8 protein-coding genes are annotated in these 15,267 nt (G+C 40.6%); 5 read left to right on the top strand and 3 right to left on the bottom strand.

The window, feature by feature from the left end:
* Positions 1-296 precede the first annotated feature (296 nt).
* Together dnaK and RS893_RS05470 are read left to right on the top strand one after the other, a co-directional pair.
* Positions 297-2,171: a molecular chaperone DnaK gene (gene dnaK / locus RS893_RS05475; RefSeq protein ID WP_102151313.1), complete on the top strand. Its 1,875-nt coding sequence runs from the start codon at positions 297-299 to the stop codon at positions 2,169-2,171.
* A 425-nt stretch (positions 2,172-2,596) separates the two neighbouring features.
* Complete coding sequence (locus tag RS893_RS05470) at positions 2,597-6,394, top strand: NB-ARC domain-containing protein (protein WP_315790237.1); 3,798 nt, start codon at positions 2,597-2,599, stop codon at positions 6,392-6,394.
* Positions 6,395-6,834: 440 nt separating this feature from the next.
* Here RS893_RS05470 and RS893_RS05465 read toward each other — a convergent pair whose 3' ends face one another.
* Positions 6,835-8,451: a hypothetical protein gene (locus RS893_RS05465; RefSeq protein ID WP_315790236.1), complete on the bottom strand. Its 1,617-nt coding sequence runs from the start codon at positions 8,449-8,451 to the stop codon at positions 6,835-6,837.
* 468 nt (positions 8,452-8,919) lie between these two features.
* Here RS893_RS05465 and RS893_RS05460 point away from each other — a divergent pair, with 468 nt between their 5' ends.
* On the top strand, positions 8,920-9,861 hold the full coding sequence (locus tag RS893_RS05460) for an N-acetylmuramoyl-L-alanine amidase (protein WP_315790235.1): 942 nt from the start codon (positions 8,920-8,922) through the stop codon (positions 9,859-9,861).
* A 115-nt stretch (positions 9,862-9,976) separates the two neighbouring features.
* Positions 9,977-11,056, top strand: a complete 1,080-nt coding sequence (locus RS893_RS05455; protein ID WP_315790234.1) for a peptidoglycan-binding protein — start codon at positions 9,977-9,979, stop codon at positions 11,054-11,056.
* Positions 11,057-11,367: 311 nt separating this feature from the next.
* Here RS893_RS05455 and RS893_RS05450 read toward each other — a convergent pair whose 3' ends face one another.
* Positions 11,368-12,210 (bottom strand): cyanophycinase, encoded by an 843-nt coding sequence (locus RS893_RS05450; RefSeq protein WP_315790233.1) that lies wholly within the window; start codon positions 12,208-12,210, stop codon positions 11,368-11,370.
* Positions 12,211-12,416: 206 nt separating this feature from the next.
* The gene (locus RS893_RS05445) at positions 12,417-12,620 is read right to left on the bottom strand and encodes a hypothetical protein (RefSeq protein ID WP_315790232.1); all 204 of its coding nucleotides are present in this window, start codon (positions 12,618-12,620) and stop codon (positions 12,417-12,419) included.
* 510 nt (positions 12,621-13,130) lie between these two features.
* Here RS893_RS05445 and RS893_RS05440 point away from each other — a divergent pair.
* Positions 13,131-15,041 (top strand): acetate--CoA ligase family protein, encoded by a 1,911-nt coding sequence (locus RS893_RS05440; RefSeq protein WP_315790231.1) that lies wholly within the window; start codon positions 13,131-13,133, stop codon positions 15,039-15,041.
* Positions 15,042-15,267 lie beyond the last annotated feature (226 nt).

The following is a 15,267-nucleotide window of genomic DNA, read 5'->3' as shown; positions in this document are numbered from 1 at the left end:
CAAAATTTCTTTTCCCCTACATTCTTACACCCATTTTCAAGAGCTAATCACGGAAAAATTCCACGAACCTTACCATAAAAATATTTTTTTCCTGTTAAGACTTCCTTGTTCCCTATTTTTAAGACAGACTCCACGGGCGATCAAACTCACAACGAGGGGATGAAAATTTGAACGTAGACGTGCGCAAGCGGTTTCCGTAAGGTACACCGATGGACACCGATTAACATAGATGGGTCATGGGTTTGCTATTAAGTTAATCCCCGATCCCTGTTCCCTATTTTCAAAGGAGGAGTTCAATGGCAAAAGTTGTTGGAATCGATTTAGGAACTACAAATTCCTGCGTTGCTGTGATGGAAGGCGGACAACCCGTCGTCATTGCCAACGCAGAAGGCAGCCGCACCACTCCATCAGTGGTTGCCTACACTAAAACTGGTGACAAATTGGTTGGACAAATTGCCAAACGCCAAGCAGTGATGAATCCTGAAAATACTTTTTATTCAGTGAAGCGATTCATCGGACGCAAATACGACGAAATTACAGGCGAAGCTAAACAAGTTTCCTACAAGGTTTTGCGTGATAGCAATGGCAATGTCAAGCTAGATTGTCCCATCCAAAACAAACAATTCGCACCAGAAGAAATTTCAGCTCAGGTATTACGTAAACTGGTAGATGATGCCAGTACCTATTTGGGAGAACCCGTCAAACAGGCGGTGATTACAGTTCCAGCTTACTTTAATGACTCTCAGCGGCAAGCTACTAAAGATGCCGGACGCATTGCAGGGATTGAAGTATTGCGGATTATCAACGAACCTACTGCCGCAGCCCTCGCCTACGGGTTGGACAAGAAAACAAACGAAACCATCCTAGTGTTTGACTTAGGTGGCGGTACGTTTGATGTCTCGATTCTGGAAGTAGGTGATGGTGTGTTTGAGGTAAAATCCACTAGTGGTGATACTCACTTAGGTGGGGATGACTTCGACAAGAAAATTGTTGATTGGCTAGCAACGGAGTTTCAACGCAACGAAGGTGTGGATCTGCGCAAAGATAAACAAGCCTTGCAGCGCCTCACCGAAGCCGCCGAAAAAGCCAAAATCGAACTTTCAGGAGCAACACAAACAAACATTAACCTGCCCTTTATTACGGCAACCCAAGAAGGCCCCAAACACCTAGACATGACCCTCACACGGGCGCAGTTTGAGCAAATGTGCAGTGATCTACTTGATCGTTGCCGGGTTCCTGTCAATCAGGCTCTGCGCGATGCTAAACTGACGGCTGCTGACATTGATGAAGTCGTATTAGTCGGTGGTTCGACGCGCATTCCTGCCGTACAGCAATTGGTACGGCAAATGACAGGTAAAGATCCGTGTCAAGGTGTGAACCCAGATGAAGTGGTTGCTGTCGGTGCAGCGATTCAAGCTGGAGTATTGGTAGGGGATGTAAAAGACATCTTGTTGTTGGATGTGACTCCTTTGTCACTGGGTGTGGAAACCTTAGGTGGTGTGATGACCAAAATTATTCCCCGCAACACCACGATTCCCGTCAAAAAATCAGAAATCTTCTCCACCGCAGCCGATGGACAAACCAATGTGGAAATCCACATCCTGCAAGGAGAACGGGAAATGGCAGCCGACAACAAAAGTCTAGGTAACTTCCGGCTTGATGGCATTCCGCCCGCACCACGTGGTATGCCGCAAATTGAGGTGACATTTGATATTGATGCCAATGGTATTTTGTCGGTGTCGGCAAAAGAAAAAGCTACTGGTAAGCAACAATCCATCACTATTAGCGGCGCGTCCACACTGGATAAATCTGAAGTCGAATGGATGGTGAAGGAAGCCGAACGCAATGCCGAAGAAGACCGCAGACGACGCGATCGCGTGGATACTAAAAACACCGCAGATTCTGTTGCCTACCAAGCTGAAAAACAACTCAAGGACTTGGGCGACAAAGTGCCTCCTGCCGACAAAACTCGTTTGGAAGGCTTGATTAAAGACCTGCGTGAAGCAATTGATCGTGAAAACTATGATCGCATGAAGTCTCTCACAAACGATATTCAACAAGCCTTGATGCAAATAGGTAGTGCTGTTTACTCCCAAGCAGGTAGTACTTCCACCAATGACAAAGGTGGTGGTGAGGATGTGATTGATGCCGACTTTGTAGAAAACAAATAAATTAGCTCACCACAAAGACACAAAGCTTAGTGTCCTTTGTGTCTTTGTGGTTTGTTTTGTTGCTGCCATAATTAAATTATGCTTGATGCGATCGCGTTTGCATCCCTATGCGTGTATCTCAATTTTTTTGGTTGTTTCAATTCACATTATGAGAAATGGTTGTGCCGGAGTTAAAATTGTGATCAAAGCGATCGCATAAGCTATTTTGAGTATTTTCTTTGTTTGCATAGTAGTCAGTTTCTTTGCTAATTCAATCTCCTGTATTTATCTAAATACAAGTTTGTGTCAAAGAGTAGCAATTTAAACGCAAAGGCTCACGGAGTCAGCACAGGTGCGGAGTCTTGGTGAAAAGTTTCGCTATGATCCATATGCTCCTTAAAAACCAGTAAAATAAATCTCAAAATAGGCGTTAGCCTTGTAAACCAATGGAACTACACAAGCAAAGACGCAGACGTGGTGTAATCCTCAGCCCGCAAGGATGGCAAAAACTGCAAAAGGCTAGGCATGAAGCAGAGATTCTGGAAAATGATGGAGCCAGATTTACTCTGGAAGAATTGAGCGATCGCACCCAACTTTCTCCCTTTACTGTTTCCAAAGTTTTGGCACGAGAAGAAGGAGTTGATAAGCAAACCCTTGACTACTTCTTTAGAGGCTTTGGGTTAGAGTTGGCGAAAAGTGATTATGTGAGAATGGGACAGGGAGGACAAGCAGGACAAGGAGGACAAGGAAGCTATTTTTCTCCCTTGTCTCCCCCCTCTGTCTTGTCTTCCCCTTCTCTCCTCAGAGACTGGGGTGAGGCTGTTGATGTTTCGATTTTTTTCGGTCGTACAGAGGAACTGAGTAAGTTAGAGTATTGGATTGTTAATGATCATTGTCGGCTGATTGCTGTGTTAGGGATGGGTGGAATAGGCAAAACCACACTCGGGATTAAACTAGCACAGCAGATTCAAGCAGAATTTGAGTTTGTGGTGTGGCGTAGTCTCCGCAACAGTCCACCATTGGGTGAATTGCTGAGTAACTTGCTTCATTTTTTTGCTAACGGTCAACCACTGAATCTGTCAGAAAATCTGGGCAATGTAACTAGAGTTGCTACGCCTGTGTTAGTTTCTCAATTCATGGCACATTTGCGATCGCATCGTTGTTTAATTGTGCTAGACAACGCCGAATCGATTCTGGCAAGTGGGGAACAATGCGGACATTACCAAGCTGGATATGAAGAATATGGACAATTATTGCAGCAAGTGGGAGAAACAGCCCATCAAAGCTGCATAGTATTGACAAGTCGAGAAAAGCCTCAACAGATCGTAGCTATTGAAGGTGAAACTCTACCAGTCCGATCAATACAATTATCAGGGTTAAATGCGATCGCGGCGTTGGAATTAGTAAAAACTAAAAATTTTTTCTACGGTTCGGATACTCAATGGCAAGACTTGATTCAATATTACGCAGGTAATCCCCTAGCATTAAAAATCATTGCTACTACAATTGGCGAGTTATTTGCTGGTAATATTACTGAATTCCTCGCTCAAGGTAGTACAGTTTTTGGTAGTATTTCAGACTTGTTGTCTCAGCAATTTCAAAGACTATCTAAACTCGAAAAAGACTTGATGTACTGGTTAGCAATCAATCGAGAACCAGTGACGATGGCAGAATTACGTAGTGACTTAGTATTGCCTGTAGCACCAATGAAACTGCTAGAAGCATTGGAGTCACTAGCGAGACGTAATTTAATTGAAAAAAAATCAGTCCCCTCATCTGGAGTGCGATTCACCCTCCAACCTGTAGTCATGGAGTATGTCACAGATGATTTGATTCAGGGGGTGGCGACGGAGATTGGGAGATGGAGAGATAGGGAGATGGGGAGAAACTCTCACCCCACCACCACATCACCCCACCACCTCATCATAGAAAGCCATGCTTTGATCAAAGCGATCGCTAAAGATTATATCCGGCTTGCCCAAACCAAACTCATTCTCGAACCAGTAATTGAGCAATTATTACTGTCACTGCGAAGCAAACAAGCCATAGAAACTAGGCTGGTTGAGATTCTCAATGATCTACGAACTCAATCCCAAATCCCAAATCTCACATCTCAAATTGAGCCAGAACCAGGTTACGCAGCAGGTAACATTATTAATCTGTTGTCTCATCTGCAAACAGACTTAACAGGTTATGACTTCTCGCATCTGACAATCTGGCAAGCATATCTCCAAGATACCCCCCTCAAGCAAGTTAACTTTGCTGGTGCTGACTTATCCCAATCAGTGTTTGCCAAAACCTTTGCAACCGCTATGTGTGCGGCGTTTAGTCCTGATGGTAAAACTTTGGCAACTACTCACACAGATGGTTATCTTCTGCTTTGGGATGTTGCTAGTACTCATCTGGTGATGAGTTATCAGGGTCATTCAGGTATTGTTTGGGGAGTTGCTTTTAGTCCAGATGGTTGTAGACTTGCCACTGCTGGAGAAGACTGTACAATTAAACTTTGGGATGTGACCACTGGGCAGTGCTTGCGAACTATCCAAGGACATACAGGCGGAGTTCGTACTGTTGTGTTTACACCCGACGGTAAGACTTTAATTAGCTGTAGTATAGACTCAACTATTAGAATTTGGGATATTAACGCAGGGGAATGTAGCCAAATTCTCCAAGGACACACTAGCGGAGTTTGGTCTGTAGCTTTTGTATCGATGTCCCCAACTGAAATTAACAAACAATTTAATCATCAAAATAATCCAAAATCTCAAATCCCAAATCCAAAATTCCTAGCGGGAGGTATCATCGCTAGTGGCAGCGACGATCATACTGTAAAACTCTGGGATTTTACTACTGGTCAGTATATTAAAACATTGGAAGGACATACTGATTGGATCAGGTGTGTGACCTTTAGTAGTTTAGGGGTGAACAACTGTTCGCCCTTACTTGCTAGTAGCAGTTTAGACCAAACAATCAGACTTTGGGATATAAATGAGGGTACATGTGTTGGTGTTCTCAAAGGACACACCAATGGAGTATTTGCAATCTCTTTTATTGGTGACGGAAAAATTCTGGCTAGTTCTAGTATTGAACGGACGGTGCGACTATGGGATGTAAGTACTCAGCAATGTGTGAGAATATTGCAAGGGCATACGAATGCAGTGTATGTCAACGCCGTCAACCCCCAGGGAACCTTGCTGGCTACTGGCGGTGATGACTTTTCGCTAAAGTTATGGGATACAGCTAGTGGAGAGTGTGTCCGAACATTCCAAGGTAGGCAAAACTGGTTTTCATCAGTTGTTTTTAGTCCTGAGGGAATTATTGCCAGTGGAGGCGAAGACCGGATTGTGAGGTTATGGACACTGGAGGGGGAATGTCGCTGTTTGCGCGGTCATACAGATTTTATCTTTGCAGTTAGCTTTAGTCGTGATGGTTGTACTTTGGCTAGTGGTAGCGCTGACCAAACAATCAGATTATGGGATGTGGTAACGGGTGAGTGTACAAAAGTTTTACACGGACATGCAGGTTTGGTAACAGGGGTCACTTTCAGTCCTGACGGTTGTATGTTGGCAAGCAGTAGTTATGACCATACTGTTAAACTTTGGGATGTGGCTAGTGGTCAACTGCTGTATACCTTCCCAGAACACATTACGATGTCAACTGCTTTTAGTCCAGATCGTCAAAAATTGGCTGTGGGGAGTTTTGATGACACAGTCAGAATCTGGGATTTAGCAACCAAGCAATGCTGTCAAACCTTTACAGGACATGATAGTTGGGTTTGGTGGGTGAGTTATAGTCCGGATGGTTTATTGTTTGCTACTGCTAGTAGTGCCGACCGCACAGTGAGAATATGGGATATCCACACAGGAGATTGTATACACATACTGCGGGGACATCAAGAATGGATTTGGGCGATCGCTTTTAGTCCAGATGGTAGTATTGTTGCTAGTTGTAGCAGTGACGGTACAATCAAACTCTGGGATGTCGCCACCGGTGACTGTATTGCTACATTAGCAGGACATAATACCTGGGTGATGTCCGTTGACTTTAGTTATGACGGAAAAATGCTGGTGAGTGGCGATGGTAATGCTACTATCAAGTTATGGGATGTACAAACAAAAGAATGCATCAAGACTTTAAGAGCAGAACGCTTGTATGAGGGTATGAATATTTATGGTGTGACAGGTATAACACAAGCACAAAAATCAACATTGTTAGAACTGGGTGCAATCGTTGAACACAGATGATTTAGGATAGCGATCGCATTATCTCCAGAGTTTTACCAGAACTAGGGCTAATACCAAGCAAGTGTTAAAAGCTAAGTACAACATTTCATTTCATTCGTAGCGAATTCTCTATAAAAAGACTCTGCGTGACTCTGCGCTTACTCCGCGTGACTCTGCGTTTAAAAATGCTACGATTTTACAAAAGCTGTACTTAGTCAAAAAATAAAACTATTAAATTCTTTCCTAACACCAATTTCAAAAAAGAATACAACAGATAGATTTACAAAACTCTTATTTAGAAAGAGTTTCCCAATCCGTCTTGAAAAGCTTTGAGGTTCCCTCCGGGACGCTGCTTTGTAGATGCCCCAAGCCCTAGCACCCTTAAGGGAAGCCACTTCGTGCCTACAAACTTTTCGCAAAATCTAAAATCCAAAATAGTATAACCTCTAGTCCTGATTTTTCTAGTAATTTCTCTTCAACAGCTGACTCACAATATTAAATCTCTTATCCAGTTCGCCAATTATCTTGAGGATATCTGCAACGTTTCGTGGTGGCTGATAAATTAATGTATCTTCACTAACTAATCGCTGAAAATCAACTTTCACTTCTCCCGTACGTTCGGTTTGACCATCACTCTCATAAAACTTTACACCTGCTAATTGCATAATCTTGATCACTTCCTGAGCAAGAATGCCGTAACCAATGGTGGTAGGATGAATTCCATCTAAAGAGAACAAACCGCCTTGAGTACGACCATTTGACCCAGAGATGAAAAAGCGAGAGTCGGGAACAGGTGAAAGTGCTTGCAATTCTGGTGGTAGTTCGTAGGCTCCACCAACTTCTTCCCACCAAGAAGGTCTAGCAGTATTATCTTCTAAATAACGGCGGAATGCCAGCCTATCAAGTAATCCACAAGTATCTAGTAAATACCAATCTCTACCTTCGGTTCTCGCTTGCCGCACTGCATCAGTAATATATTCATTGTACTGATCAATAGCACTGTCGATCACTCTCACTTCTGCTTCGGTAAGATGTGGATGTTTCTTGGGATTAAAATCTGCATCTGCAATCCAAGGTAAAGTGTAGTAAGGAAAGTAACGTGAACCCTGTGTAACTTTACTACTTACTCCCTTAGCAAAGGGTACAATAGTAATGTGAGGTACTGTGCCAAAAAGCACATGCCGAGCGCGAATTTTCTTGACTTCAGCCACAACCTGGTCTAGTTCTGCTTTGAAATGAATTGGACGCCAGACAGTATATTGATCGTTGACTGTCATGTTATCATAGCCAGTATCAGTCCATACAATATTAAATGTGAGAATACTGCCGAGAGCATTATTTGCACCAATAAAGACAATCAAAGTTTCAATTCCTTCTGTTTCTGTTGTTCCTTCAGCACCAAGTGCTGCGGCTGCTTGCAAAGGTGTGAGTGCTTTGCCATTTGCATCTCTGGCTGAGTTCAAAACCCGGATAGTGGCGCGTTCATTATGATTATCAACAATCTGTTGCCAAAAATCATCTTGAGTTTTGTAATTATTAATAATATCAATGCAAATATCTGCATTGCGTGAGAGGATATTTCGCAAATCCCAACCGTAAACAGCTAAGTTGTGATTAATCTCACGTTGATTTAGTAGTAGTGAACCTTCGCCACGTTCCCAGTAATCTTCAGTTTTATCTAAGAAGTTACGTAAAAATAGCAAAGCTGGCAAAAATTCTAAAAAGTTGACATTGTCACCAAACTTTTGCTGGAGATTACGAGCTAGAGATTCTAAGTTTAATGGCAATCCATCACCTGGTGAATCATAGTTAGGATAACGCAACTGTTTCCAACCCATTTCCCTAGCGATAATTGCAGGATAGGATAGGCGTGTATTAAAAATTGCCCCACTTTGAAAACCATGTGTAATTGAATCACCAATAGTCACCAGCCGATGCTGAGGTGTTCCTTGCTTATTGACATTCACAGAAATACCCAAAGTTGGGTCTGTGATTGGTTTTCGTGCTTCAAACCGCACTTGTACATCCGGAGGTATTTGAATATCGCTCTGTAGTTGTGCAGAAGTAAGATTAGCCATAACGTGCTTTTTTTAACCCTGTATTGAACATCCTCTCATAAAAATTCTAGTATGGTGCTGAGAAAATCTTATTTTTTGAGAGTAGTAAAAGTCATGTCTTACACCTAATTTCTTAATTCTCAATAAATAAGTTTCAAAGCTTTTAACTCAACTCTACTAAAATCGATTTCTCAAATTGTGATCCTTGTCACTGCTTTAATTCATATTAGCCATAATTAACAGCGCGGCTGAAACTCACATGTCCAACAACGTTTGTTGCGAATTTTTGAGCAACCATCTTTAAGAATTTTCTTTGTTACAATGAATTGCTGGTAGGCAGTATCATTATATATAGTTGCCTAGCGCATTATACTAGCTAAAATACTTAAGTTTTGTTTGCTATATCGGCAATTAGTAATGAATCTATTCAAAATTAAACAAAATTAAATATTAGCAGAATTATTAAACAATTTATTCAAGGAGAAGCAAATGAAATTTGGAATAGACATTGGGCATAATTGCCCACCCGATACTGGTGCAAGAGGAATTAAAATTGAGGATAATTTGACTTTAGATGTAGGCAACAGAGTTATATCTAAGTTAAGAGCTTTAGGGCATCAAGTTGTAAATTGTAAACCAGACAGAGCCTCAACAGTAGGGGAATCGTTGAGGAAAAGATGCGCTACAGCAAATGCTAATAAAGTAGATATTTATGTATCCATTCATTTTAATAAATTTAATGGTCAAGCGAATGGTACAGAAGTATATGCAACTAGCGATACTGGCAGGAAAATAGCTAAACCTGTGTTGGATGAAATTGTGAAATTAGGCTTTTTTAATCGTGGCGTCAAAAATGGCAGTCACCTATTTGTCCTCAAAAATACCAATATGCCTGCAATTTTGGTAGAAGGGTGTTTTGTGGACTCGCAAAAAGACATGAATCTGTATAATCCAGAGGCAATGGCGAATGCGATCGTCAAAGGATTAACTGGTCAATTACCTACTACTCCTGTACCTCCTGTAGCAGATGAAGAAGAAAATCCAGATACAACTGTCCAGAGATTGCAAAAAGCTTTAAATCGGCTCAAAATTACCGATAAAAATGGTAGGTCTCTGTTAGAGGATGGCGTTAATGGTGCTGCAACTAAATCGGCAATAGAAAAATTTCAAAGTATTGTTGGCATTCAACAGACGGGAATTGCTGGAGACACTACCTGGAATGCAATTAATCAAATTTTAGCGAAACGAGTTATTAGAGTTAATCATGCAGGTGGTATAGTTGTCAGATACTTGCAATTCCGCTTGGGTGTGGAAATTGATGGTATTTATGGACCACAAACAGAAGCAGCAATGAAGAGATTTCAGCAACAAAATGGTTTGACTGCTGATGGAATTGTCGGGCCTATTACTTGGCAAAAATTAATTGGTTAGTCAATGTTAGTGGTTAATGGTTAGTAGTTAGTGGCAAGAAAACTCTATAGGTTAGCGAAGCTTTGCGTCTTTTTTATCTACTAACTACTAACTAATAACTATATTGGAGAAATCTATGGCTTTTAACATTACTGTACTGAAATTACCAGTTCTCAGAATTGGTTCTAATGGAATTTATGTAAGTGCGTGGCAAAGCTTTTTAAAAGAAGCTGAATATCCAATTCAAACTGTCGATGGTGACTTTGGTAAAGTCACTGAAGAAGCTACTCATATTTATCAACAAAGAAATGGCTTAGAAGCTGATGGAATTGTTGGTAATAACACATATAGTAAAGCTGCTACTCAAGGTTTTATTGCTAAAATCCCTAACCTTTCTGCTAGTACATTGCTGAATTATCTCGGCTTTGGCGAGACAGAAGTTAAGGATTTACAAAAGTGTTTGAATCAGGTAGCACAACTCAATCCCCCATTAACAGTAGATGGTGATTTTGGTAATATAAGTACCAAAGGATTAGCTGAAGCATATAAAAAAAGAGATGTACGTCTACGTGGTGAATTAGAACAAGCTTTGAGCAATGCCACTAAGCAAAAACTAGGGTCAAATTTTATTCAAGCAATAGATATATTTAATACTTATGCGAAAACACAAAGATTTCGTCTGAGTGGTTCCCATTGGATTGAATATTTTCCTACAAGTAAGCTAATTGCTGATTTAGCTTCTCCGTTTCGTCAAAAAGTAGAAGCCTTTCAAAAAGCTTTGATTGATGCTGGCTGTCAGGTGATTGTTACTGCTACCCATCGTCCTAAAGAACGTGCTTATCTAATGCATTATTCGGCTAGAATTAATCGCCAAGAAATATCCCCCCAATATGTACCAGCTATGAATGGAGTTGATATTAATTGGGTGCATTATACCAATGCAGGTTCAGTACAAGCTGCTAAAGATATGGTAGTAGCTTATGGTGTAGGTGGTAATCCTGTATCTTTAAATTCTCGCCATATTCAAAGATTAGCAATTGACTGGAATGTAACCTGGGATGGCAAGATTAATATTAGGGATAAAAACGGTAGAATGATTAGCGTTGGTGAACCTTGTAATGCTGCTTTGAATAAAACTTTATGGAAAGTAGGTGAATCTTATGGTGTATACAAACTGACTAATGACCCTCCCCATTGGTCAGTGGATGGTTATTAAAAGTTGGGGGAAAGGTTAAAGGGGTAGGGAGCAAGGAAAATAAAAACACTTTAACCTTTAACATGCACCCCTTTACCAAAATTTTGCAAAAGTCACTTTTGCAAGAGACTCCATGAACAAAGTTAATAATGAAGGAGTAAAATTTCTCTTTCCCTACAACGCCAGGTGACGCCTCTTTCTTTATGCTGGGAAAGGAGTCCACCGCAGTGGCTTCCCACACCTTCACTAAACAAAGCAAAAGTAAAAAGTAAAAAGAAAAATACTTTCTTTTTACTTATTAATCCCTTATACCCATTTTCAAGATAGGTCTATTATTGCGTACTTGCTGGCTGTAACGATACTGATTGACCATTCAAAATTGGTTTATGGGTTTTCAAATCAAATTTATATCCATGTGGCAAAATATGTAGCCTTGCTCCACAAATTGCTAAAGCCTCATCTTTCAAAATCTCGTCAACGTTATTATGTATGACTTCTGATTCATCTACAATTGTTACAGAGCCTTCTCCAATCACTTCAATCTGATTATCAATAACAATCATCGCTGTATTTTCATCAATACCAAATCCTAAGACCGCAGGTTGTTGTGCTAGAGCTGAGATTAACCGTCCTAAACGTCCTCTTTGGGAGAAATGCTGATCAATTACTACCCCAGGTAAAAAACCTAAACCGGGACCCATATCCACAATTTCAATGCGAGGATTTGTCTCAGAATCGCCCTCTACAATCATGACATCTGGCATTACAGCTGCTCCTGCACTTGTGCCTCCTACTACCATACCTTCAGAAAAGCGTTTGTGAATAGCTGCATCTATTTCTGTATCTTTAAGAATACTAGTAATCCTAGCTTGATCTCCGCCAGTAAAAAATATTCCTGTTGCCTTATTAATTGCTTCCAAAGCAGTTAATGAAGAACCATCTTCACGAGTTTCTGTATCAACTATGCGGACATCTTCTGCTCCTAGCCGCTCGAAGACTCTAATATAGTTTTCTCCTACTTCTCTGGGTAGTTCTGTCGCTGCTGTCATAATCACAATTCGCGCTTTAGTACCCCCAGCACGACGGACAAACTCTCGTAAGATTTGGCAGTCTCCCTCCTTATCTTCTGCCCCCCCAATAATCACCAACTGCCGTTTAATTGGGCTTTCTGACATAGCGCCTCCGAGTATGATGAGTATGAATGAATAACAAAAAACATGAGCGAATAATTACTAATTTTGCTTGAGAATTAATAATTATTTATATTTCACCTCTGTTGACAATACTCCCGCACTGTTCAATACGGGAGTACAATACCTTAAAAACTGAGTAACTTGATGATTTAACAAAAACGTTCTCAGTGGAAATTTGAACAAAAAATCTAATTCTCTTGGTTGTTAAACAGCAGATTTACTAAAAAAGAATGAGCTTCTTCCAAAGGTAAATGTCTAGGTTTTCCTTGACAGACTATTTGATATTCATTAACATCTGGTCCATCTCCGAAGCCAGAAATTAACTTGCGGTGAAAAGCCTCCTCAGCTAGATAGCGAACTTCATTTCTGAGAGCATCTTTAGTGACATTCATGCTCTGCTGTCTCCTAAGTTTTTTGATTTTACTTGTTCATTTATTATTTATATGTTTTTGGGGATCAAATCGCACCTTTCAAAGGTTATAAGTAATTGGGTATATAAAATAATGTTATTTGTTAATAGTTAGTGCTTGATTGTTAGTAGTTTGTGGTTAGTGGTTAGCGGGTACAGACGCGAGGAACATCGCGTCTGTACATTAGTGGTTAGTGGTTAGTGGTTGTTCACTACTCCCCATTGCCCTTAATCCCCAACGCCTCTTTCTTTATGCCGGGGGACCCTTACTTTACAGAAGCCGAGTAAAGCGCGTCTACGGCAATCGCTCATGGGGGACTCACCGGTCCCCACTTCCCCCCTTTATACCCTGGGATAGCTCAAAAATTTTCTCAATAGCGTTACACTGATGCCTAGCTACACAGCAAATTTGACCAATTGATTCAGCAATAAATCTTGGTAAACGTCAGTTAGCATCAGGACACCAGAGTGTTTCGCTAAAGGTATATAGTAAATGGTTCAAGATAAAAATACCGATGCAGTCCGCATTAATGCCAGAAAAACAGATGCCTTCGATCTTTTCAACTTTCAGCACTACATCGGGCCGAACCCTTATTTAAATACGGGGGCGCTAGTATTTGATTTTGCTCGCACTGAGCCTTGGCGATCGCTAGCTTTAGAAGATTACATAGAAGTGATTGGCGATCGCTACCCGCGACTAAGCGATGAAAGCTATGATTCCCATGCCCAGCTGTTTGCCCGTACTGTGTCGGAAGTAAATAAGCTGGATATGGATTTGCATCTTGACCACTGGAGTATTCAACCTAATGGTAGATATACAAGAATTGCTGTGCAATCCCTACACGCTGATACAACACGGTCTGTAGTTTATTTTATTTGGGATTGGTTTGAAGCAATTACTAGAGACGATGATATTGAGTTTGAGGAACAATTACGCGGACTGCAAAGAAAATTCCGCCAATCTGCTTACGGTGGTCCCACAATTTATGCCTTATTGCGAACAGCTTATAAAAAAGGAATTCCTACTTTTCATATATGGGAAGAAAGACTTACCCAGTACGGATACGGGAAAAAACAAATTCGCGGTGTCGCGACAACATTTGATCGTGATAGCCACTTAGATTCAGACTTTACTACCCGTAAAGATGACTGCAAAGAATTCTTAAAAATCTTGGGTTTTCCAGTACCCAAGGGTGATATAGTTTTCTCTGCAAAAGAAGCCTTGAAGTTAGCAAAAGAAATTGGTTATCCAGTAGCAATTAAGCCTGTAGTTGGTCATAAAGGCATTGGTGTAACAGCAGATATACGAGATGAAGATGATTTAGAAGCTGCTTATTGGAGAGCAGTCAAAGCCATTCCTGGAAATGAACCGATCCGTATCATTGTAGAAAAAAGTATTCGTGGCAAAGACTACCGATTACTATGTGTCAATGGTAAATTTGTTGCTGCTACCGAACGCCGCCCTGCATTAGTTGTTGGTGATGGATATTCGACAATTGATGAATTAATTGAAAAAGAAAATCGTAAACCCGCTCGTTTAGATACACCCACTTCGCCAATGAGTAAAATTCAGCGCGATGAGGCGATGGAAAGATATCTAGAAGAACAGGGTTTGTCATTAGATAGCGTGATTGACAGAGATCAGACTATTTATCTTCGTAAAGTTGCTAATCTTTCTGCTGGTGGTGTAAGCATTAATGCCACACACAATGTTCACCCGGATAATATTATCTTGGCACAGGATGTCGCTCAGCACTTCCGATTAGTTTGCCTGGGCATTGATGTCATTTCCGAAAATCTTGCTCAATCATGGAAGGAAAGTGAATTTGCGATTTTAGAAATCAATGCTGCTCCTGGGATTTTAATGCATCTTAATCCGGCAGTGGGTGAAAGTGTAGATGTACCTGCGTATATTTTGGAAACCTTTTTTAGTACGAATGATGATGCCAGAATCCCAATTATCACTTTTAATCAAATATCTGTGAAGGAACTACAAGAAACTATTGACCATATTCTTTTACAAAATCCCAATTGGACAATAGGAGCTGTTTGTCGTGGAGGTGTTTTTGTTAATCGCTCTGAGAAATTTTTGCATCAAAATTACAATAGCAACGTTTATACGTTGTTGCGTAATCCTAAGCTTGATTTGTTAATTGCTGAATATCAACATGACATTTTAGAACAAGAGGGAATGTTTTATGAACGCAGCAATTTAGTAGTATTGAATAATCCTACAGAAACTGAGATGATATTGATGCGTGATGTTTTTGAAAACTCAACAGTCGTGATTAGAAAAGGAGATAATATTTCAATTCATCGTCAGGGTTTAATTGAAGAGTATAAATTAGGAGAAGATGAACCACTAACTAGGGTTTACTTGAAAGAAATTAGCACTATTTTATGATTTGATAATTGACTATTAGGACTACTATTTGATTTTTGAAAAGATACATAGGGTGCGTTAGCTCTTGGCGTAACGCACCATTCTATGTTTTTGGTGCGTTACGCTCCGCGAGAACACACTTAAATTTTTTCAATAATCAAACCGGATTCCTATATAGATCAAATTGGGGGTTTGTTCTTCTCAAATCTTCCATTTGTCTTGTCTGTAGCCAGAGAATTTATTCTCT

It is taken from the genome of Fischerella sp. JS2, assembly GCF_032393985.1.
In the GTDB taxonomy this organism is placed as follows: Bacteria; Cyanobacteriota; Cyanobacteriia; order Cyanobacteriales; family Nostocaceae; genus Fischerella.
This window is presented reverse-complemented; position numbering and strand designations above follow the sequence as displayed.